The 20704-nt window shown below is 68.3% G+C and carries 18 protein-coding genes and 1 tRNA gene; 7 read left to right on the top strand and 12 right to left on the bottom strand.

Going from position 1 to position 20704, the window contains the following annotated elements; all coding sequences use genetic code 11:
- The 3 genes from RMO40_RS08360 to RMO40_RS08370 all read right to left on the bottom strand — a co-directional run.
- On the bottom strand, positions 1-1899 hold a 1899-nt coding region (locus tag RMO40_RS08360), incomplete at its 3' end, for a M13-type metalloendopeptidase (RefSeq protein WP_309718982.1).
- A gap of 65 nt (positions 1900-1964) precedes the next feature.
- A complete protein-coding gene (locus tag RMO40_RS08365; RefSeq protein ID WP_309718985.1) occupies positions 1965-3566 on the bottom strand; it encodes an ABC transporter substrate-binding protein in 1602 nt (533 codons plus the stop codon).
- Positions 3567-3632: 66 nt separating this feature from the next.
- The gene (locus RMO40_RS08370; RefSeq protein WP_309718988.1) at positions 3633-4061 is read right to left on the bottom strand and encodes a hypothetical protein; all 429 of its coding nucleotides are present in this window, start codon (positions 4059-4061) and stop codon (positions 3633-3635) included.
- A gap of 201 nt (positions 4062-4262) precedes the next feature.
- Here RMO40_RS08370 and RMO40_RS08375 point away from each other — a divergent pair, with 201 nt between their 5' ends.
- Together RMO40_RS08375 and RMO40_RS08380 are read left to right on the top strand one after the other, a co-directional pair.
- Entirely contained in the window at positions 4263-5462 is a 1200-nt protein-coding gene (locus RMO40_RS08375) for an NnrS family protein (RefSeq protein ID WP_309718991.1), read from the top strand.
- A gap of 123 nt (positions 5463-5585) precedes the next feature.
- Positions 5586-5903 carry a chorismate mutase gene (locus RMO40_RS08380; RefSeq protein WP_309718994.1) on the top strand — a complete coding sequence of 106 codons (318 nt, stop codon included), beginning with the start codon at positions 5586-5588 and terminating at the stop codon, positions 5901-5903.
- 183 nt (positions 5904-6086) lie between these two features.
- Here the strand turns inward: RMO40_RS08380 and RMO40_RS08385 are convergent, their stop codons facing one another.
- Positions 6087-6533: a YdeI/OmpD-associated family protein gene (locus RMO40_RS08385; protein WP_309718997.1), complete on the bottom strand. Its 447-nt coding sequence runs from the start codon at positions 6531-6533 to the stop codon at positions 6087-6089.
- Here RMO40_RS08385 and RMO40_RS08390 point away from each other — a divergent pair.
- The 4 genes from RMO40_RS08390 (at position 6532) to RMO40_RS08405 (ending at position 11145) form a co-directional block, all read left to right on the top strand.
- Entirely contained in the window at positions 6532-8130 is a 1599-nt protein-coding gene (locus RMO40_RS08390; RefSeq protein ID WP_309719000.1) for an FAD-dependent oxidoreductase, read from the top strand. The genes RMO40_RS08385 and RMO40_RS08390 overlap by 2 nt on opposite strands.
- 510 nt (positions 8131-8640) lie before the next feature.
- A complete protein-coding gene (locus tag RMO40_RS08395) occupies positions 8641-9378 on the top strand; it encodes a hypothetical protein (protein ID WP_309719003.1) in 738 nt (245 codons plus the stop codon).
- A gap of 10 nt (positions 9379-9388) precedes the next feature.
- Entirely contained in the window at positions 9389-10261 is an 873-nt protein-coding gene (locus tag RMO40_RS08400) for a sigma-70 family RNA polymerase sigma factor (RefSeq protein ID WP_309719006.1), read from the top strand.
- Positions 10258-11145: an alpha/beta fold hydrolase gene (locus tag RMO40_RS08405; RefSeq protein ID WP_309719009.1), complete on the top strand. Its 888-nt coding sequence runs from the start codon at positions 10258-10260 to the stop codon at positions 11143-11145. Before RMO40_RS08400 ends, RMO40_RS08405 begins: the two co-directional genes overlap by 4 nt.
- Before the next feature lie 78 nt (positions 11146-11223).
- On the opposite strand, the gene RMO40_RS08410 is transcribed toward RMO40_RS08405, so the two are convergent.
- The 8 genes from RMO40_RS08410 to hemC form a co-directional block, all read right to left on the bottom strand.
- Entirely contained in the window at positions 11224-12438 is a 1215-nt protein-coding gene (locus RMO40_RS08410) for a DUF6596 domain-containing protein (RefSeq protein ID WP_309719012.1), read from the bottom strand.
- Between the two features lie 2 nt (positions 12439-12440).
- Positions 12441-12821: a YciI family protein gene (locus RMO40_RS08415; protein WP_309719015.1), complete on the bottom strand. Its 381-nt coding sequence runs from the start codon at positions 12819-12821 to the stop codon at positions 12441-12443.
- 41 nt (positions 12822-12862) lie between these two features.
- The gene (locus RMO40_RS08420; protein WP_309719017.1) at positions 12863-13312 is read right to left on the bottom strand and encodes a hypothetical protein; all 450 of its coding nucleotides are present in this window, start codon (positions 13310-13312) and stop codon (positions 12863-12865) included.
- Between the two features lie 727 nt (positions 13313-14039).
- Positions 14040-14116 (bottom strand) — tRNA-Arg (locus RMO40_RS08425).
- Between the two features lie 35 nt (positions 14117-14151).
- On the bottom strand, positions 14152-15396 hold the full coding sequence (locus RMO40_RS08430; RefSeq protein WP_309719020.1) for a heme biosynthesis HemY N-terminal domain-containing protein: 1245 nt from the start codon (positions 15394-15396) through the stop codon (positions 14152-14154).
- Positions 15397-15411: 15 nt separating this feature from the next.
- Positions 15412-16506: a uroporphyrinogen-III C-methyltransferase gene (locus RMO40_RS08435; RefSeq protein WP_309719024.1), complete on the bottom strand. Its 1095-nt coding sequence runs from the start codon at positions 16504-16506 to the stop codon at positions 15412-15414.
- The gene (locus RMO40_RS08440) at positions 16503-17255 is read right to left on the bottom strand and encodes a uroporphyrinogen-III synthase (protein ID WP_309719027.1); all 753 of its coding nucleotides are present in this window, start codon (positions 17253-17255) and stop codon (positions 16503-16505) included. The genes RMO40_RS08435 and RMO40_RS08440 overlap by 4 nt, the downstream gene beginning before the upstream one ends.
- A 4-nt stretch (positions 17256-17259) precedes the next feature.
- The gene (gene hemC / locus RMO40_RS08445) at positions 17260-18201 is read right to left on the bottom strand and encodes a hydroxymethylbilane synthase (RefSeq protein ID WP_309719030.1); all 942 of its coding nucleotides are present in this window, start codon (positions 18199-18201) and stop codon (positions 17260-17262) included.
- Positions 18202-18301: 100 nt separating this feature from the next.
- Here hemC and ppc point away from each other — a divergent pair.
- The coding region (gene ppc / locus RMO40_RS08450; protein WP_309719033.1) for a phosphoenolpyruvate carboxylase at positions 18302-20704 on the top strand (2403 nt) is incomplete at its 3' end.

Raw genomic sequence — 20704 nt, forward strand, 5'->3', positions numbered from 1 at the left:
GGCCGGCGCATGCGGGTCGGAGATCAGCAACTCGATCAACCGGGCGTCGCGCATCTTCTCGCGCCACGAGATCGCCCAGCCCATGAAGAAGCGCTGGTCACCGGTCAAGCCGTCGATCACCGCCGGCTCCTTGCCCTTGAGCGACAGGCGCCAGGCCTTGTAGGCAATCTCCAGGCCCGACAGGTCGGCGATGTTTTCGCCGAGGGTCAGGCGGCCGTTGACCTTGTGGCCGGGCACGGGCTCGTAGGCGTCGAACTGCTTGGCCAGGCGCGCACCGAGGGCGTCGAAGGCCCGGCGGTCGGCGCGTGTCCACCAGTTCTGCAACTTGCCGTCGCCGTCGTACTGGCTGCCCTGGTCGTCGAAGCCGTGGCTGATCTCGTGGCCGATGGTGGCACCGGTGGCGCCGTAGTTGACGGCGTCGTCGGCGTTCATGTCGAAGAACGGCACGTCGAGGATGGCGGCCGGGAACACGATCTCGTTGGCGCTCGGGTTGTAGTACGCGTTGACGGTCTGCGGCGTCATGTACCACTCGTTGCGATCGACCGGCAGGCCCACCTGCCGGGCCAGCCGCTCGTGCTCGAAGCGACCGGCGCGCACCAGGTTGCCGTAGGCGTCGCCATCACGCACCTCGAGGGCACCATAGTCGCGCCAGACATCGGGGTAGCCGATCTTGACCACGTACTTGCCGAGCTTCTCGCGGGCGCGCCGTTGGGTGGCCGGGGTCATCCACGTGAGCTTGTCGATCGATTGACCGTAAGCCGTGAACAGGTTGGCCACCAGCGCCTGCATGCGCTGCTTGGCCTGCGGCGGAAAGTGGCGCGCCACGTAGACCTGCCCCACCGCTTCGCCGAGCGCCACGTCGATCGCTGCGGTGGCGTGCTGCCAGCGCGGCTTGTCTTGCTCCTGCCCGCGCAAGGCCTTGCCGCGCAAGGCGAACTGGGCATCGCGCCAGGGCTGGGGCAAGACCGAGGCGCTGGCATCGAGCAGGCGCACCCGCTGGTACAGCTGCCACGTGGCCAGCGGCGTGCGCTGCACCAGGCGGCCCAACGCCGTGGCATAGCTGGGTTGTTGCACCGACAGGCGGTCGATCTTCGGGATGGCAGCGGCGTGGAAATACGCGGCCCAGTCCAGGCCCGGGGCACGGCGCGCCAGCGCGGGCAGCGTCATCGGGTTGTAGGTCTTGAGGGCGTCCTGGCTGTCGATCACGTTCCACTGCACACGCGCCAGCTCGGTCTCGAGCGCCAACACAGCCTGGGCGTGCGCCGCGGCCTGCGCGTCTCCGCTCAGGCGCAGCAAGGTCTCCAGGTAGGTGAGGTAGGCCGCGCGGGCGCGCACAAAACTCTCTTTGCGATCGAGGTAGTACTCGCGGTCGGGCAGGCCCAGACCCGACTGCATGGCCGCAACCCGGTTGATGCCCGGCTGCTTGGGGTCGGCGCCCACGATCGCCGCCATCGGCGCGCTCACCACGCCTTGCCAGCGGCCCCACAGCTCGGCCAGGCCGGTCTTGCTGGTGAGCGCATCGATCTCAGCCAGCGCAGGCGCGATCGGGGCCAGCCCGGCGGCGTCGATCGTTGCCACGTCCAGATAGCTGCGGTAGTACGCGCCGACCTTCTGCTCCACGCTGCCCGGCGCGGCACTGCCGCGGCCCAGCTCTTCGCAGATGGCGCGCACACGCGCGTCGGCCCGATCGCTCAGCTCCTGGGTCGGGCCATACACCGACTTGTCGGGCGGGATCGGCGTGTTCTTGATCCACTGGCCGTTGGCCGCACGGAACAGGTCGTCCTGCGGCCGCACGTTGGCATCGAAGCCGCTGCGGTCGATGCCCGAACCAAGGGTCTGGGCACAGGCCAGGCCGGTGTGCAGCAGCAGCACGGCCATCACAAGGGTGCGCAATCGCATGAGAACCTCTGGAAGAGACGTATGACGCGCACCCAGAACGGGTGCGCGGCCAAGGGGCACCCGGTTTACTTGAGGCTCACGCCGTAGAACTGCACCGAGCCGAACGGGCTCATCTTGTAGCCCTCGACGTTCTTGCGCATCGGCTGATAGACCACCGAGTGCGCCATCGGCACCCAGGGTGCTTCACGCTTGAACACCACCTGTGCACGCTCATAGAGCTTGGTGCGCGCACTCTGGTCAGAGGTCTGCTTGGCCTGCTGGATCAGGCCGTCGTATTCTTTGTCGCACCACTGGCCGTAGTTGGAGCCGCCCACGGCCGCGCAGCCGAGCAGCGTGGCCATGAAGTTGTCGGGGTCGCCGTTGTCGCCCGTCCAGCCGAACATGCCGATGTCGCTCTCGCCGGCCTTGGCGCGCTTGAGGTACTCGGCCCATTCGTACTTGACGATCTGCGCCTTGATGCCCACCTGCGCCAGGTCGGCCTGGATCAGCTCGGCCGCTTGCGCGCCGTTGGGGTTGTAGGGACGCTGCACCGGCAAGGCCCACAGCTTGGTCTCGAAGCCGTTGGGGTAGCCTGCCTTGGCCAGCAGCGCGCGCGCCTTGGCGGGGTTGTATTCATAGTCCTTGACCGCGCGGTTGTAGGACCACATGGTCGGCGGAATGGGGTTCACCGCCACCGCCCCCGCGCCCTGGTAAACCGCATCGACCAGCGACTTCTTGTTGATGGCCATGTTGATGGCCTGGCGCACCTCCAGGCTGTCGAAGGGCTTGCGCTTGACGTTGAGCGAGAGGTAGCCCACGTTGAGGCCGTTTTGCGACATCAGCTTGAGATTCGGGTCTTTCTTGAGCACCTCGACCTCGGCCGGCTTCGGGTAGGCCGACAGGTGGCACTCACCGGCCTTGAGTTTTTGCGCACGCACCGCCGAGTCGACGGTGATGGCAAAGACCAGGTTGTCGATCTTGGCCTTGCCACCCCAATAGCTCTCGAAGGCGGCGTAGCGGATCTGCGCGTCTTTTTCATAACGCCTGAAGACAAACGGCCCGGTGCCGACCGGCTTGGTGTTGAGCTCGACGCCGGTGCCGGCCTTCAAGAGCTTGTCGGCGTATTCGGCCGAGTGGATGGAGGCAAAGTCCATTGCCATGTTGGCCAGAAAGGCGGCGTCGACGGTCTTGAGCGTGAACCGCACCGTCATCGCATCGGGCTTGTCGAGCTTGGCGATGTTGGTGTCCAGGCCCATGTCGGAGGCGTACTCGAACGACGCGGGCACCGCCTTTTGAAAGGCGTTCTCCTTGTTGATCATGCGGTCGAAGGTGAAGACCACGTCGTCGGCGTTCAGCTCGCGTGTGGGCTTGAACCACTCGGTGCTGTGGAACTTGACGCCCTTGCGCAGGTAGAACGTGTAGACCAACCCGTCGGAGCTGACACTCCAGCGCTCGGCCAGACCGGGCACCAGGCGCGTGCCGCCCGTCTCGAACTCGACCAGCCGGTTGAAGAGCGGCTGAGAGCTGGCGTTGAAGGTGGTGCCGGCGGTGTAGCGCCCGGGGTCGAAACCCTCGGGGCTGCCCTCGGAGCAGTAGATGAGCGTGGTCGCAGCGTGTGCACCGAGGGGTGCCAACATCACCAGGGAAGCTGCCAGGGTATGGCAGGCGGAACGGAAAAGTTGATTCATGGGCCACCTTGTGGATGACGAACGACGGGCGAGTCTATTGCAATACTCGGGCCCGGCAACAACGGCTTATGGCCGCATCGCATCGACCTTGAGCACACGCCGTTCGTCTTCACTCAGGTAACACAGGTACACCCGGTCGCCGGTGTAGGCGCCGGCTCGGTCCTTGGTGTTGATGGCCAGTTGGTATTTGCGTGCCGCGATCGGCTTGCCAGCGTATTGAATGACTTCGGCGCCCGCCTTGGTGACCGAGCGGATGCGCGTGCTCTCGGGGTCGGGGAAGTTCATCATCGCCACACCATCGGTGGCACACACGTCCTTGCCCACCGCCCCAGCCGCCGGCGCAGGAGCGGCCCCGGCCGAAATGCGCGCCGACGCGGCATCGGGTGCGCAAGGTGTCTGGCTGTAGGTGTTGCCACAGCGGTAGAGCTGCTGTGAGAACGTGTGCAGCGGCCAGGCGCAAAGAGCGGCGAAGGCGAGAGTCGACCCAAGTTTCATGCGCTTGTTCCGGGCAGTTTGACTGAGCGCATTGTGATGCCAGAGCCAGCCCCCACCGGGCAAGCGCACGAATCGCACCGAACTGCAGTTGAGCGGCCGCACGGCCGAAGCTTGCGCCGCGTCAAGCAGGTTGGTGCCCTGGCTCCCTACGATGCGGGCACAAGCGTCGGGCGCTGGTCTGACCTTGCACGGGACACCTCGATGGCCACGCTCATCCGCATCCAAGAACCGCACCGCAGCCCCAGCGCCGCGCCGCAAGGCTTTGCGCTGTGGGAGCTGGGCTTTCGCCCCTTCTACCTGCTGGCCAGCAGCTTCGCCGCGATCTCCATCCCGCTGTGGGCGGCGCAGTTCAGCGGCTGGTTGCCGCGCCCCTATCTGACCGGGCCCTGGTGGCATGCGCACGAGATGTTGTTCGGCTTCACGCTTGCCGTGGTGGTGGGGTTTTTGTTCACCGCAGGGCGCAACTGGTCGAACCGACCCACGCCCACCGGCGGGCGACTGGCCGCACTTGCCGGCCTGTGGCTTGTGGGGCGCGTGCTGGTGTTGACGCCTTATGGCTGGGCCGCTGCCATCGCGAGCGCGGCCTTCCCCATTGCCGCTGCCGTGGCGCTGGCCATTCCGTTCTGGGCCTCGCGCAACCAGCGCAACTACTTCTTTGTCGGCCTGCTGCTCCTGCTGGGCCTGGCCGACCTGGGCATGCACCTGTCGCAACTCGGCGTGTGGGAGCTGCCCGCCTGGCTCGGGCTGCAGGTGGCGCTCGATGTGGTGCTCTTCATCATGGCCGTGATGGCCGGGCGCGTGATCCCCATGTTCACCAACAACGGCGTGCCTGGCGCAGGCGCGCAGCGCGACGAGTGGGTCGAGAAAGCCGCCCTCGGCAGCGTGCTCGCGCTGCTGGTGGCGGACCTGCTGCAGCTGCAGGGCCCGGTGCTGGTGACGCTCGCGCTGCTGGCCGCCCTGGCGCACGGCGTGCGCCTGGCCTTGTGGCGGCCATGGACAACCTGGCGTGCCCCCATCGTGTGGGTGCTGCATGCAGCCTATGCGTGGATCGTGCTGTACCTTGCACTGCGCGGCGCTGCCGAGCTGGGCTGGGTGGCGAACTCCGCCGCCACGCATGCGCTCACCACCGGGGCCGTCGGCGGGCTGGTGATCGGCATGATGACGCGCACCGCACGCGGCCACACGGCGCGGCCGATGCGCGCCGACCGTTTCGACGTCGCCAGCTACACGCTGGTGCTGCTGGGCGCGGTGGTGCGCGTGCTGGTGCCGCTGGTGATGCCGCCATGGACGCTGCCGGCCATCGTGGCGTCTGCTGCGCTGTGGTCGGCGGGCTTTGCGCTCTACGCGGTGCACTACTGGCCGGTGCTCACCCGACCGCGGCTGGACGGCAAACCGGGCTGACTCGCGGCGGCGCCGTGGCGCTGGTCGACCCTGCGACGGTGGCAGTCCACGCCCTGAGAGCGCACACGTGCTGCTCTACACTGACGTTCGGCCCACCGAGCTCCACAGAACACCGAGTGCACCATGACAGTCAACCGGGAACTCCTTGACATCCGCAAGAGCATCGACAACCTGGACAACGCCTTGGTGGCCGTTCTTGCTGAGCGGTTCAGGCTCACCGAGCGGGTCGGTTTTCTCAAGCGCGACCTGAACCTGCCGCCGGAAGACCGGGAGCGTGAAAGTGCGCAAGAGAAGCACTACTCGGAATTGGCATCGAGCTACGGCCTCGATCGGGACACGCTGATTGAAATCATGCGCACGATCATTTCGCAGGTGAAGCGGCGGCACGTCGAGATTCGCGCTGGCGCGGTGAGCGACGCCGCGGGCGACAACCCGGCATAAGTCACTTCCACACAAACCGGTCGCCCCCCTGCCAAGCTCAAGCAGCTCACCGATACGTCGAAGCAGGACTTCAACCTGACCTGACCCGGTACGGCCAGCCGCAGCGGCCGACACACGATGGCGATCTGCTGGGGGTTCGGCCCCGCATGACGAACCGCTCGCGCCGCACTCACGCCTGCTTCTTCAACGCCTCGCCCACGGCAAAGGCGCCGTGCCGCGCCGCACCGCTTCTACCCGTGCCAGCCGATCTGCACGGGTCTCGGCGCGCTTCGCCCACACGATGAAATGGGCAAGCCCGCGCTGAGTTCCCGGTGTCAGTGCTTCCCATGCCGAACGCAAACGCTTCACCGCAGCCATCCGGCTTTCAAGTTCAGGGGGCACATCCACGTCGTCTTGCGCAATCACGCGAAATGCCACCTCCACACGATCAACCACAGCGAGCCCAGCGGATCTCAGCGATGCCTTGGGGAGCATCAGGTACCAAACACCGAGGCCGCAGAGATCGAACACAAGCTCCCGTGGTGCAATCGGTCTGCTGCCATCTGCCTGCCATCGGATTGGATGAAGGCGCCGGGCATGCCGACGCGCACCGTCGCCAGCCACCATAACCTGTAAGGAGTCCGTGCCCATGGAAAGCGCTGCTGTCGACCTGGCCACCTACGTACGCACACCCCTGGCGGCTGCCCATGTTGCCCGCCTGCGTGAGTCGGGCGAGATCGTGCACTTCGCCCCTGGCGACACCCTGGTCGCCTTTGGCGCGCCGAACGAGGCGTTTTTCTACATCCTGGACGGAGAAGCAGCGGCCTGGGACGAGGTGACTGGCACGCGCTACGGCAATGCCACCCTGGGCCCCACCCAGTTCACCGGCGAGATGAGTTTTCTGTCAGGCGGCACGGCCCAGCTGACCAACCGCGCCGTCACACCGCTGACCGCCATCCGCGTGCCGCGTGCGGCCATGTTGCAGGCGCTGGCCGACATCCCCGAGATGAGCGACATCGTCGTCACCGTCTTTGCTGCGCGACGGCGCCGCCTGATCGAAAGCGGCCAGGCGGGCCTGACGCTGATCGGGGCGGAGGCCGATCGCGAGGTGCGACGGGTGGAGGCTTTCGCGGCCCAGAACCGCATCCCGTACCGGGCGCACGCGCTGGGCAGCGACGAAGCCCTGGCCATGGCGCGGCGCTGTGGGGTCCCCGCAGGCCGAGGCGTCGTGGTGCTGGGCGAACGCACCGTGATGTCGAACCCGACGCCACAGAGCGTGGCGCGGCACTTCGGCCTGGACCAGGCCGTCGAGAACGGGGCCGCGTTCGACGTCGTGATCGTGGGTGCAGGCCCCGCAGGTCTGGCCGCTGCGGTGTATGCCGGTGCTGAAGGCCTGCGCGCCTTGGTCGTCGACGAAACCGCCGTGGGCGGGCAGGCCGCCACCTCGTCGAGGATCGAGAACTACATGGGGTTCCCCACCGGCATCTCAGGCGCCGACCTGTGCGCGCGTGGCGAGGTCCAGGCGCTGAAGTTCGGCACGCGCTTTGCGCTGCCGCGCCGTGTCACTGGCGTGACGCAAGAGGCTGGCGGCTTTGCCGTCACGCTGGACGACGGCGTCGCGGTACGCGCGCGGGCGCTGGTGGTGGCCACCGGGGTGCAATACCGCCGCATGCCGCTGGAGCGGCTGGCGCATTTCGAGGGCGCCGGCGTGTCCTACGCGGCCACCGAATTGGAAGCACGCCACCTGGCTGGGCGCTCAGCCGTGGTGGTGGGTGGCGGCAACTCCGCCGGCCAGGCGGCGATGTTCCTCAGCCGCAAGGCGGGTCAGGTGCACCTGGTGGTGCGCGGCGCGTCGCTGGCTGCATCGATGTCGGACTACCTGATCGAGCGAATCGGCAGCAACAGCGCCATCAGGCTGCACTTCGGCGCCGAGGTCACAGCGCTGCACGGCGAACAGACCCTCGAAGCCGTCACGCTGCGCAACGCTCAGGCAGAAAGCCGCGTTGAGACGGGCGGATTGTTCGTGATGGTGGGAGCAGCGCCGAACACCGCCTGGCTGCAGGGGTTGGTGCAGCTCGATGGCAAGGGCTTTGTGATGACCAGCGACGGCTACGCTACATCTTGCCCGGGCATCTTTGCCGTCGGCGACGTTCGTGCGGGCTCGGTCAAGCGGGTCGCTTCCTCTGTGGGGGAAGGGTCCGTGGTGATCTCCAAGGTCTGGGAGCGGGTGATGAGCGGGCGTGCCTGACAACTGCGACCAGGGTGAGTTTCCGATTCTTGGCTGCGGTGCATGAATGAACTGGTCGAGACGGCCCGTCCGCGGCTGACGCTGACGCTGACAACGGTCACGCGATCTGCCGGCGGCTGGGAAACAATGTTTGCAGCTAGCCGTGGGCTTTGCGCTTGCAGCGACCTGCCGCGCGCTTCAAGTCCCGTCGCCGCCTCCTGAATGATGGTTTCTGACGTGATCTGGTTCACGACGGCCTCGACCTGCTGACCGTGGCGCAGATCTCGGGGACCAGGGTCGCCCTGATCGAAGATCGGTACGGGCGCCTGCGCAGCGAGGTCGCAGCAGGCGCCTTGGCCAAGCTGGCGCCGTAAGTCCACGATCGGCCGTCATGCGAGCGGTCGCTCGTCTGCGGCGATCGAATATGCGCGCAGTGCCAGCTATCGACGTCAACTCGACGGTCACAAACGTCGGGGCTGGCGTGTCAAAGAAGGGAGAGGGCCCGCCGGGCCCGGCCCACGAAAGCCCTTCATGCCCCACCGATTTCCCACCCGCCCGCTCGCACTTCGCTTCGCACCGCTGCTCTTGACCAGCCTGTCGCTCGCCACGGCGGGCACACCGGCGGCGGCGCAGCCCGTCGGCGCCGAGCGCTTGTCGGCCGACGCGCCGGTGCTGGTCATCGTCAAGGTGCCCAAGCCCTGGTACGCACCGCGCTTCATCGTCACCGGCAAGATGCGGGACACCATCCCGCAGTACGCGGCGCTGCCCGGCCTGGCCTTCAAGGCCTTCTCGTTCGCGCAGGCCGATGGCGCCTTTGGTGGCCTCTACCTGTGGAAGGACGCGTCGAGCGCCCGTGCCTGGTTCTCGCCGCCCTGGTTCGAGCGCGTGCAGCGCGAACGCGGCGTGGCGGCACAGGTGCGCTTCCTGCAGGTGGTCGCCGCCGTCGACACCACGCCGGGCGGCACACCGGCCGACCCTGACAGTGCGGCGGTGGCCACACTCACGCTGCCGCTGCAGCTCAGCACTGCTGCGACCTCTGAATCTCTCCAGGCGCTGCTCGCCGCAGACAAGCGCCTGCCCGGGCTGCTGCGCCGCTACCGCGTGGTGGACGAACAGGGGCGCAGCGGCATCTTCAGCCTGTGGCGTGACACTGCGGCCGCACGACAGCAGCTGGACGCCGCCACGCAGGCCAGCGCCGAGTGGTTCGATACGCCCATCCTGCTACCGAGCACACTGCCGTCCAACCAGCCCGCCCTGCCCGGGCTGTGAAGGCGTCACCATGAAGATCACCGACCCCGGCCCCGACCTGCTGCGCGCCGCCACCCAAGGCGACCTCGCCGCACTCGATCAGCTGCTGCTGGCCATCCAGCCCGGCATCCACAACCTGGCCATGCGCGTGCTGGGCCAGCGTGACGACGCGGCCGACGCCACCCAGGAGATCCTGCTGAAGGTGGTGACCCATCTCTCCGGCTTTCGCGCAGAGGCCGCGTTCACCACCTGGGTCTGGCGTGTCGCGCACAACCACCTGATGACGGCGCGCTCGCGCAGCGCTGAGTCGCCCGAGGTGTCGCTGGAAGCGATGGCCGAGCGGCTGCAGGCGGGCCTGGACTTCGCCGACCAGGCCGCGCAGGCGCAGGGCGAGCCTGGACCGCTGACACCGCAGGACAAGCTCGAGGCGCGCCAGGTGGCGCTGGCCTGCACACAGAACATGCTGATGGCGCTGGACCGCGAGCAGCGCCTGGTCTACCTGCTGGACACGGTGTTCGACCTGCCGTCGAAGCAGGCCGCCGAGGTGGTGGGCATCACGCCCGAGGCCTACCGGCAGCGGCTGTCACGGACGCGGACGCGTCTGCACGGTTTCATGGACCGCACCTGCGGCCTGGTGGCGCAAGACGCGGCATGCCGCTGCGAGAAGCAATTGCCGGCCATGCGCCATCAACGCGGCACGCGGGCCGTGGTGCCGATCCAGGCGCTGGTGCCGACGCAGACGCAGCGTGCGGCCGAAGACGCGTTCGACGCGTTCACCCGCGTCAGCGACGCCGCCAGCGTCTTCCGCAGCCACCCCGAGGTGCAGGCGCCCGAAGCCCTGCGCGCGGCGATCCGCGCCGTGCTGAGCCAAGAGGGTTTCCTGCAGCAGGACCGGCCGCAATGATGCACGGCAACGACACTCCGACGGCGATTCGACCGCTGGCGTTCACGACCGATGACGGCGAGACGCTGCGAGCAACGCTGTTCGAGCCGGCGGCGCCGACCCGTGGTGCAGTGCTGGTGGCCGGCGGACTGGGCATCCCCCAGGGCTTCTACACGCACTTCGCCACCTGGCTCGCCGGCCGCGGCCACACCGTGATGAGCTTCGACCCGCGTGGCATCGGGGCCTCACGGCGTCCCGAGCACCGTGGTTCGCTACGCGGGCTGGACGCCGACCTCCTGAGCTGGGCGCGGGTGGACTTCGCCGCCGCGGTGAGGGTGCTGTGCCAACACGTCGACCGGCCATGCGTCGCGCTGGTCGGCCACAGCCTGGGCTTCCACCACGCTGCGATGACGGACGCCGCCACGCAGGCGCGCCTGAACGTGGTGGTGTCGGTGGCTGCGGGCGCCGGCTACTGGCGCGACTGGGCTGCGCCCTCGCGGCGCAAGGCGCCGCTGATGTTGCACGTGGCCGGCCCGCTGCTGACGCCGCTGCTGGGCTATTTCCCAGGCCGGCGGCTGCGCATGGTGGCCGACCTGCCGGCGCCGGCGATGCGGCAGTGGACGCGCTGGTGCCGCCACCCGGGCTTTGCCTGGGGAAGCGACCCGGAGCTCGTGCAGCCCAGCCTGCACAGCGCACGGTTTTGCGTCGAGGCCTTCAGCTTCACCGACGACGACGCGATGACCGAGGACTGCACCCGCAAGCTGCTGGCGGCCCTGCCCCACGCCCCTTCAACGCTGCGCGTGGTGGCGCCGCGCGACTTGGGGCTGCTGGCCATCGGCCATGTGGGCGCCTTCCGGCGCGAGGCCTCGGCGCTGTGGCCGCTGTTGGCGCAAGCACTGGATTGAGCGACGGCGCACGGCGCCCGCCGGTGCGCCGCCTGGCCCCGGTGCACCGCGGCGGATCGCCCCGACGCCGTGCATCGATCAGCCCCCGAGCGTCGTCATCAGGTACACGCGGACGGCAGCGTCTTCGGTCAGTCCGATGGCCGTTTGCAAGGCCTGCTCGGCCGACGGCCGCTCGCCGGCCGCGGCCAGTGCATGCGCCAGCGTCACCCAGTAGGGTTGGTAGCCGTCCACCTCGGCCGGCACCAGGCGCCGCAGTACCTGCAATGCCTGTGCAGGCTCGTCGGCCTCGACCATCGCGGCCGCCTGCGAGACCAGCACGCCGACACTCGGGCAGTACGTGGCGAGCAGACCATAGAGCGTGGCCAAGGCTTCGTGGTGGGTGTTGCCCGTGATGGGGCGCTGCGCATGCACCGACTGGATCGCCGCTTCGCACTGGAAGCGGCCGAACAAGCCAGCCCGCGAGGCCACGATCAAGTGGTTCTCGGCCTCGATGATCATGTCGCGCGACCACAGCCGGGCATCTTGTTTCTTGAGCGGCACGAAGCAGCCGTCCGGGCCGCGCCGCGCCGCGCGGCGGGATTCGCAGTAAAGCATCAGGGCCAGCAGCCCGCGCGCCTCGGGCTCGCCGGGCAGCAGCGACACGAGCAGGCGGCCGAGGAACAGCGCCTCGTCGGCCAGGTCTCGCGAGCCGCTGTCTGCGCCGGCCACCGCATCCCAGCTCGTGCCGTAGGCTGCGTAGATGGCGTTCAGCACGTCACCCAGGCGTTCGGGCATGTCCTCGGCGCCCGGCAGCGCGAAGCGCAGCCCGGCATCCTTGATCTTGGTCTTGGCACGCACCAGCCGTTGCCCCATCGTGGTCGGGGCGACGAGGAAGGCGGCGCCGATCTGCGCCGCGTCCAGCCCGAGCACGGTCTGAAGCATCAGCGGGGTGCGCACGCCCTCGTCGATGGCAGGGTGGGCACAGACGAACAACAGCTTCAGACGGTCGTCGGGCAGGTCCTGCGGGTCGGGCGCGCTGTCGTCCTGCAGCAAGGCCAGGTCGATTGCCGACGCATCGACCACGCCTTGATGACGCGCCGCGTTCTTCAGGTGGTTGCGCGCCGCGGTCATCAGCCAGGCCTCGGGGTTGTCCGGCACACCCACGTCGGGCCAGGTCCGCAGGGCATTCAGAAAGGCCTCGGCCAGTGCATCCTCGGACGCCGCGATATCGCGCGAGCGCGCGGCCAGGATGGCCAGCAGCCGGCCGTAGGATGCGCGCGCCGCCGCTTCCGCTGCGTTGCGCGCGTCCCGCATCGTCAGGCCGCCGCGGGCGCCCCGGGCGGCGTCATGGGGGGCAGTACCGGCCGCACTTCGACCGAGGCGTACGACGCCGACGGTGCGCGGGCCGCCCACTCAAGTGCCGCATCGAGATCGGGCACCTCGATCACGAAATAGCCGCCGAGCTGCTCCTTGGCGTCGGCGAAGGGGCCGTCCTGCACCTGCCGCTTGCCGTCGCGGATGCGCACGGTCGTGGCGGTGTGCGGGCCTTGCAGACCGTCCCCTTTGACGATGATGCCGGCCTGCGCCATGGCGCCGATGAAGGCGTTCCAGCCGCCCCAGTACGCGCCGGCATGTTCGGGGTCGTTGCGTTTGGCGAATTCGCTCTCGGGCTCGTTGAGCAGAAGCATGTATTGCATGGTCTCTATCCTTTCAGAATGCGGAAAGTCGTCAAGGGTTTTCAGCGCAGCAGGCCACGGCGGGCGGCGATCCGCGCGGTCCAGAACAGGCCCGCGGCGATCAGCACGACGACGGCCAGAATGGCCAGTTGGCTCGGGATCGCGGCGAACACGCCGTACCAGGCGTCGCCAGCAAACAGCAGGATGTAGCCGACCAGCGATGCCACCAGCACGTGCACTGCCAGGCGTCGCCGCAGCGCCAGCGCGACCGAACCGACGAGTCCACCGAACACGCCGACGGCGAACACGACGCTGATCCAGGCCGGCAGGGCCAGGTAGAGCGCGGCTTGCGCATCCGTCATGCCGGCCGTCATCGCGGCCTGGCCCGCTGGCGTGAAGGTCCCGGCGAACTGGTAGACGCCGAAGACGTTCCACAGGACGCCGAGGCTCGAGGCGGCCCACAGCCAAATCGGCACCCGCGATGCGGGCAATTCGGTGGTCAAGGTCTGCATGTCACTCTCCGGGATGGAGTAGCGGCGGTGGCACGGGATGCGCCGACCTGATCGCTGCTCAATGGGATGACACCCGACCCGGGCCGTTTTCGACAGGCCCACGAAAATTCTTCGCCGACCGCTGCTTCAGCACCGTGTGCAGCACGTCCAGCGCGTGACGGGCGTCCTGCGACGAAGACCACCGTGCCCGCCTGCGCCGACGAGGTGCCCCTGGACTGCCGACCTGACGGCGCGTGGACGCCGCACGGGGGGCGCTGCGCAACGGGGAGCTCCGTTCGATGAACTGCCGGTGGCCTTCAGCCGGCTGCAGACGGCCTTGCTGCGCCAGGCAGGAGGCGATCGGGAGATGGTGGAGATGGGCGCGGCGCGATGCCGTTCTACACGCGCGGTGGCGTGGCCCGACGTGAACTCGCGCACCTGCCGCAGCTTCCGCCGCGGGACGGTGGTTACGTCGCGGTGGCACAAGCCACAGTCGTGGCCGCCCTGATTGCAAGCGAACTGGTTGAATGTCGGCGACGGATAGACGCAACGCACCGGCAGACCGAGATTGAATGCCCCGCAGCGGACGGACATCGATGGCCGGCAAGAGTCGTCTCGGCATCGGCGTACCGCAACGTCCCGCATGGGCTCATGAGGAACCTCGCGCGATGAAGCCCTGAGTGGTCTCTAGAGGCCCAGGAAAGACAGAAGGGTCAGTAGGAGCTAGCCTACTGACCCTCGTCACTACTGGTGCGGCTGGCAGGATTCGAACCCACGACCCCTTGGTTCGTAGCCAAGTACTCTATCCAACTGAGCTACAGCCGCGAAGCCTCGGACTATAACACCAAGTGGTGGCTGGTCTACAACTGCGCAGCGGCCCGGTAACACGAGGCCGCACGTTCTTCGTCACCCTGCTGCTCGGCCAGGCGGGCGAGCAACTGCCAGGCCCGGCGGCGCGACGCGGCGTCGAGCTCGGGGGCCGCGGCGGCCTGCTCCAGCAACAAACGCGCTTTGCCCCACAGCTCGCGTTCGGCGAGTGCGCAACCCACTGCATAGGCCACCGCCGCTTCGCGTGGGAAGGCCTGGGCCGCAGACTCCAGCCGCGCGAGCCAGTCGGGTGCCATGCCAGCCACACTCGCCACCAACCCCAGTGCCAAGGCGGTGCGTTCATCTTCGTTGAGTTCACCCAGGCGGTCCCAGAAGGGGCGCAGCCAAGCGCGCGCTTCGGCCGCAGCCCCAAAAGCCGCCAGGCAGGCCGCGGCGCGGGCTGCCACCAGGGGGTCGCGCCGGTCGGCGTTTTCGAAGGCAAACCAGACACGGCGCACTTGGTCAGCATCACGCGCGCCGTCGAGCGACTCGAAGGCCAGCGAGCGCAACAGGCCCTGCGCCGCCACCTTGGAGAAAGCCTGGTGCTTGGCCAGCAGGCGTGCCGTCTTCAAGGCTTCGTGAGGCTGGTGCGCCAGGCGGCTGGCCTGCAGTTTCAAGCGCAGCGCATGGGTGCGGCGGGCCACGCCCGGCGGCAGGGCCGCGAGGAATTCGAGCGCACGCGGCGCATTGCGGTCATCGAGCGCCCACTCGGCTGCGAGCAGGCGCGCGCCCTCCTCGGCCGAGCGCGCGAGCAGGCTGCTGCGGCTCAGCTCGAGCGCACGCTCCAGTTGGTCGTCGCGCCGGCTGCGGTCTTGCAGCTTGTGGGCGCTGCCGGCGGCCAGCAAATGGCCGAGCACGGTGAACTCGTTGTCTTGCACCAGGTCGGGGGTTTCAGACTGGATCAGCAAGGCCCGCTGCGCCGACTTTTGCGCCCGGCTGTAGCGCCCGCCGAAATACTGCGCCAGCGCATCTCGCAATGCCGCCTGGGCACTGCGGTCGCGCCGCGCCACACGCCACTCGTGTGCTCTGCGCGGCAGGCCGATGAGGGCGTTGACCGCATTGAAGATGGTCACCAGCGCCAGGCAGGTGGCCAGCATGGCCAGCAAGAAGAGGTTCATCGACACGTCCAGGCGCCAGCCGCTCCAGTAGAGCGAGACCAGCCCGTCGTTGGCACCGAAGGTGGTGGCCGCCACGACCGCCACGACGAACAGCAGGATGAACCAGACGACAGCGCGCATGGGCAGCGACGAAGCTCAGCGGCCCGCGGTGGCCGCAGCCAGCGCGGCCAGCGTGTCTTCGGGCCGCGGCAGACCCACCTGGCGCGCACTGGCAGTGACTTGTTTGAGCAGGTCGGCCGCCACAGCGGTGCGGCGCGAGCTGCGGTCGAAGTAACGGTCGAGCGCCAACTGCGCGCCCTGCAAATCGGTTTGCACGGTATCGAACTGGCGGCTGAGCAGGGCCAGGCGGGCATTGAGCAGGCGCAGCTTCAGGTTCTCGCGCAGGAAGAAGGCCTGTTCGGGCGCCAGCAGCATCGCGTCGGGGTTGTCGATGCGGGTCACACGCACCAGGGTGCGGGTCTCACCCCAGATGCTGTCCATCCATCCCGACCAGGTGTCAGACAAGGTGGACGTCCAGCTGCTGCCGGGCGTCGCAGCGGAGGCACTGCGCGCCGCTGGCTTGGGCGCCGAGGCTGCGGGCTTGACACTCTCCTTGCGCGGCTCAGCCTGTGAGAGCAGTGGCAGCTCGTCGACCAGGCGGATCGCTTCGTCGAGCTTGATCGACAGCGCCGAGATGTCGGCCACGCCCACCGCCTTGACACGGTCGATGTCGCGCGCGATGGCGCGGCGCACGCCGTCGAGGCGCGGCTGGCTGTAGCGCGCCAGGCGCTCGTCGGCCTGCTTGAGCGCGGCCACCAGGGGCTCGGCACTGCCGGTGATGGTGGCTTGCTGCTGGGCCACGCGCAGGCCGGAGTCGATGTCGACCAGCACGTTTTCGTCACGCGAACGAGACAGCGACTGGATCAGGTCTTCGAGCTGGGTGCGTTGAATCGCCACCTCCGCCAGCCGTGCTTCGAGCAGCGACACCTTGGCGGCACTTTCGCGCGCGGTCTCATCCGCACGCTTGGCCAGCAGGCGCGCCTCACCCGATTGGCTCTGGCTTTCTTGCTGCCGGCGCACCAGCTCTTGCTCGAGCTTGCGCACACGCTGCTCGGCCGACCAGCCCAGCGCCAGGCTGGCCAGGACCAGCAGCGTCAACAGCGCGGTGATCGTCCACGCCCAACGCCGGCCCCTGGTGGGCGCGGCCGTCGTGGGCGCAGTGCTGGTGGGTTCGGTTGTGACATCGTTCACGATGCGATCGATTGTATGCACGCGACCACGGCTTCGACGCTCGGGCGGGCTTCGATGACACGGCCCAGGCCCAGGCTGCGTGCCGTCTCGGCGATGCGCGGATGGGTGGCAATGGCCGTCGCCCTGGCCCATTCGGCCTGCGGCGCCAGCGCCGCCAGGTGGGTGATGGCTTCGGAGCTGCTGAAGAACCACAGGTGCTGCTCGGGCTGCCGAAGCGCCTCGTTCAACAGGCCCTGTTGTGCAGGCGACAGCTGCGGCGCGGCACGGTCGTAGGCCGCCACGAAGCTCAAAGCAGCGCCTCGCTCGCGCAGACGCTCGGCCAGCCAGTCGCGGCCACCCGCGCCACGCACCACCAGCACCGATTGGCCGGCCCAGTCGCGGCCCGAGAGCTGTTGCCACAGGGCTTCTGAATCGAACTGCGGAGCGTCGGCCGCGGGCTCGACAATCGCGCTCACACCCAGCGCGCGCAATGCCTGCGTGGTGCCCGGGCCGGGCGAGCCGGCCAGCGCGGTCGGCGGCCAACGCAGCTGCTCGGGCCTGGCAGCAAAAAAACGGCTCACCGCATTGGGGCTGACGAACACCACCAACGCCTGCTGCGGCAGCGTGCCCCAGGCCTCGACCAAGGGCGAAGTGTCGGCCGGCGGCGCAATGTGAATCAAGGGCAGCGCTTCGGCCTGCAAGCCCGCAGCACGAAGCTGCTGCACCCATTCGCTCGCCTGCGCAGCGGGCCGGGTGACCAGCACACGCATCGGTTTACAACGCGGCCAGGTAGCCGGCCGCGCCCAGCTCGCTGAGGCGCGAGGCCGCCAGTTCGCCCAGCGCGCGGGCTGCAGCCTCATCGGCGATCGGCGCCTGCACCTCGGCGCGCAGCAGCGGCCGCACGGTGTCTTGCCCATCACCCAACGCGGTAGACAAGTGCAGCTGATCGCCCTGCCACACCGCGTGCGCGGCCAGCGGCATGCTGCAGCTGCCGCCGAGGGCACGCGACACTGCACGTTCGGCATGCACCGCAAGCCAGGTGGGGCGGTGGATCAAACTCGCCAGCTGGGCACGCAAGGGCGCGGCATCGGCGAGCACCTCGATGCCGAGCGCACCCTGGCCGGCAGCGGGGATCATCTCCACCGGGTCGAACACGGCGCGGATGCGACTCGACAGGCCCAGGCGCTTGAGGCCGGCGGCCGCGAGCACGATGGCGTCGTAGTGACCCTCGTCGAGCTTGCGCAGCCGGGTGTCGAGGTTGCCGCGCAGCGGCTCGATGCGCAGGTCGGGCCGCAAGGCGCGCAGCAGCACGACGCGGCGCAGGCTGGAGGTGCCGACACAAGCGCCTTGCGGCAGCTCGGCCAGCGAGGCGTACTGGTTGGACACCAGCGCATCGCGCGGGTCTTCGCGCTCCAGCACGGCGGCCAGCTCGAAGCCGTCGGGCAGGTCCATCGGCACGTCCTTGAGCGAGTGCACCGCCAGATGGGCCCGGCCCTCTTCGAGTGCGGCCTCCAGCTCCTTCACGAACAAGCCCTTGCCGCCGACCTTGGACAGCGTGCGGTCGAGGATCTGGTCGCCCCGTGTCGTCATGCCCAGAAGGCCGACCTCCAGGCCCAGGCGTTGCTTCAACAAGGCTTGCACATGCTCGGCCTGCCACAGGGCAAGGCGGCTTTCACGGGTGGCGATCAGCAGGGGCGTGGCGGTCGTTTGAGGCATCGGGCGATGCTATCAGGCGCCTGTTTTCGAGCGAGAAACCGCTAACATTCAATGTGTGTAATGAAGTTACACCCCTTGCTCCAGGCCTTCAAGGAAATCCATGCCGCGCACCCCGCCCGAAGACGACAAGAACCTCCCACTGGTCGCCGACATCCGTTTGCTCGGCCGCATTCTCGGTGACGTGATCCGCGAGCAAGAAGGCAAGGCCGCCTTCGAGTTGATCGAGCGCGTGCGCCAGCTTTCGGTGGCCTACAGGCTCAAGCGCGATGCCCAAGCCGGCCGCTCGCTCGACCGGCTGCTGAAGAACCTCTCGGGCGACCAGACGGTGAGCGTGATCCGCGCCTTCAGCTACTTCTCGCACCTGGCCAACATCGCCGAAGACCGCCACCATGTGCGTCGCCGCGAGCACCACGAGCGCCAGGGCCACCTGCAAGAAGGTTCGCTGGCGATGAGCCTGGCGCGGCTGGCCGACGCCGACATCCGCGCCACCGACATCGCCGCCACGCTGGCCCACGCCTACATCTCGCCGGTGCTGACCGCGCACCCGACCGAAGTGCAACGCAAGAGCATCCTCGACGCCGAGCGGGCCATCGCCGAGCTCATCGGCCAGCGCGACGCGCTGCACACCGCACGCGACATGGCCGAAAACGAAGCCTTGCTGCGCGCCCGCATCACCCAGCTGTGGCAAACGCGCATGCTGCGCTACACCAAGCTGACCGTGGCCGACGAGATCGAAAACGCGCTGAGCTACTACCAGAGCACCTTCCTGCGCCAGATCCCGCGCATGTACCGCGAACTTGAAGAAGCGCTGCCCGGCCACGCCATCGCGCCCTTCTTCCGCATGGGCAACTGGATCGGCGGTGACCGCGACGGCAACCCCAACGTCAGCGCCGCCACGCTGCAAATGGCACTGCGCCGGCAAAGCGAAACGGTGCTGCGCTTCTACCTGACCGAGGTGCACGAGCTGGGCGCGGAGCTGTCGATCTCGGCCATGCTGTCACCCGTCACAACGGCGATGCAGGCGCTGGCCGAAGCTTCGCCCGACCACGGAGCGCACCGCGTCGACGAGCCCTACCGCCGCGCCTTGATCGGCATGTATGCGCGGCTGGCCGCCACCTTGCACCAGCTCACCGGCACCGAAGCGCTGCGCCATGCCGTGGCGCCGCAAACACCGTATGCCAAGAGCGACGAGTTCCTGGCCGACCTGGCGGTGATCGAAGCGTCTTTGCAATCGCACCATGCCCAGGCCTTGATCGCACCCCGCCTGCGCCCGCTGATGCGGGCGGTGCAAGTGTTCGGCTTTCACCTCGCGACCGTCGACCTGCGCCAAAGCTCCGACAAGCACGAGGCGGTGGTGGCCGAGCTGCTCGTGGTGGCACGCATCGAGGCCGACTACAGCGCGCTCAACGAAGACGCGCGCCGCGCGTTGCTGCTGCGCCTGCTCAACGACGCACGGCCGCTGCGCGTGCGCTCTGCCGCGTATTCGGAGCTTGCACAAAGCGAGCTCGCCATCTTCGAAGCCGCGCTGCAGATGCGCCAGGCCTATGGCCGCGAGTCACTGCGCCACTACATCATTTCGCACACCGAAGAAGTGAGCGACCTGCTCGAGGTGCTGCTGCTGCAAAAAGAAGTGGGCCTGATGCGCGGCACGCTCGACGACCACGCCATGTGCGACCTGATCGTCTCGCCGCTGTTCGAAACCATTGGCGACCTGCGCAATGCCGGGCCGATCATGCGCGACTACTACGCCCTGCCCGGCATCGCCGCCATGCTGCAACGCTCGGGCGGCGAACAAGACGTGATGCTCGGCTACAGCGACAGCAACAAGGACGGCGGCTTTTTCACCAGCAACTGGGAGCTGTACCGCGCCGAGATCACGCTGGTCGAGCTGTTTGGCAAGCTGCGCGCCGACCACGGCATCACGCTGCGCCTGTTCCATGGCCGCGGCGGCACGGTGGGCCGAGGCGGCGGCCCGAGTTTCCAGGCCATCCTGGCGCAACCGCCCGGCACGGTGAACGGGCAGATCCGCCTCACCGAACAAGGTGAGGTGATCGCCTCCAAGTACGCCCACCCCGAGATCGGGCGGCGCAATCTCGAAACCCTGGTGGCCGCCACGCTGGAGGCCACGCTGCTGCACCCGACCAAGAGTGCGCCCAAGAGTTTTCTCGATGCGGCCGATGCGCTCAGCAGCGCGAGCATGGCCGCCTACCGCAAGCTGGTCTACGAAACGCCGGGCTTCACCGACTACTTCTTCGCCGCCACACCCATTCGCGAGATTGCCGAGCTCAACATCGGCTCGCGCCCGGCCTCGCGCAAGGCCACCCGCGCGATCGAAGACCTGCGCGCCATTCCCTGGGGCTTCAGCTGGGGCCAGTGCCGTGTGGCGCTGCCGGGCTGGTGCGGCTTTGGTTCGGCCATCAACAGCTACCTGAGTGAATCGCGCAAGGAGCGCCTCGCCCTGCTGCAACGCATGCACAAGCAGTGGCCGTTCTTTCGCACGCTG

This window comes from Rhizobacter sp. (assembly GCF_031412075.1).
Lineage (GTDB): Bacteria > Pseudomonadota > Gammaproteobacteria > Burkholderiales > Burkholderiaceae_C > Rhizobacter.

Excerpts from the sequence above, each read along its gene's own strand:
- RMO40_RS08365 (WP_309718985.1), bottom strand. The coding sequence starts at position 3,566 with ATGAATCAACTTTTCCGTTCCGCCTGCCATACCCTGGCAGCTTCCCTG.
- RMO40_RS08370 (WP_309718988.1), bottom strand. The coding sequence starts at position 4,061 with ATGAAACTTGGGTCGACTCTCGCCTTCGCCGCTCTTTGCGCCTGGCCG.
- RMO40_RS08375 (WP_309718991.1), top strand. The coding sequence starts at position 4,263 with ATGGCCACGCTCATCCGCATCCAAGAACCGCACCGCAGCCCCAGCGCC.
- RMO40_RS08380 (WP_309718994.1), top strand. The coding sequence starts at position 5,586 with ATGACAGTCAACCGGGAACTCCTTGACATCCGCAAGAGCATCGACAAC.
- RMO40_RS08390 (WP_309719000.1), top strand. The coding sequence starts at position 6,532 with ATGGAAAGCGCTGCTGTCGACCTGGCCACCTACGTACGCACACCCCTG.
- RMO40_RS08385 (WP_309718997.1), bottom strand. The coding sequence starts at position 6,533 with ATGGGCACGGACTCCTTACAGGTTATGGTGGCTGGCGACGGTGCGCGT.
- RMO40_RS08395 (WP_309719003.1), top strand. The coding sequence starts at position 8,641 with ATGCCCCACCGATTTCCCACCCGCCCGCTCGCACTTCGCTTCGCACCG.
- RMO40_RS08400 (WP_309719006.1), top strand. The coding sequence starts at position 9,389 with ATGAAGATCACCGACCCCGGCCCCGACCTGCTGCGCGCCGCCACCCAA.
- RMO40_RS08405 (WP_309719009.1), top strand. The coding sequence starts at position 10,258 with ATGATGCACGGCAACGACACTCCGACGGCGATTCGACCGCTGGCGTTC.
- RMO40_RS08410 (WP_309719012.1), bottom strand. The coding sequence starts at position 12,438 with ATGCGGGACGCGCGCAACGCAGCGGAAGCGGCGGCGCGCGCATCCTAC.
- RMO40_RS08415 (WP_309719015.1), bottom strand. The coding sequence starts at position 12,821 with ATGCAATACATGCTTCTGCTCAACGAGCCCGAGAGCGAATTCGCCAAA.
- RMO40_RS08420 (WP_309719017.1), bottom strand. The coding sequence starts at position 13,312 with ATGCAGACCTTGACCACCGAATTGCCCGCATCGCGGGTGCCGATTTGG.
- RMO40_RS08430 (WP_309719020.1), bottom strand. The coding sequence starts at position 15,396 with ATGCGCGCTGTCGTCTGGTTCATCCTGCTGTTCGTCGTGGCGGTCGTG.
- RMO40_RS08440 (WP_309719027.1), bottom strand. The coding sequence starts at position 17,255 with ATGCGTGTGCTGGTCACCCGGCCCGCTGCGCAGGCGAGCGAATGGGTG.
- hemC (WP_309719030.1), bottom strand. The coding sequence starts at position 18,201 with ATGCCTCAAACGACCGCCACGCCCCTGCTGATCGCCACCCGTGAAAGC.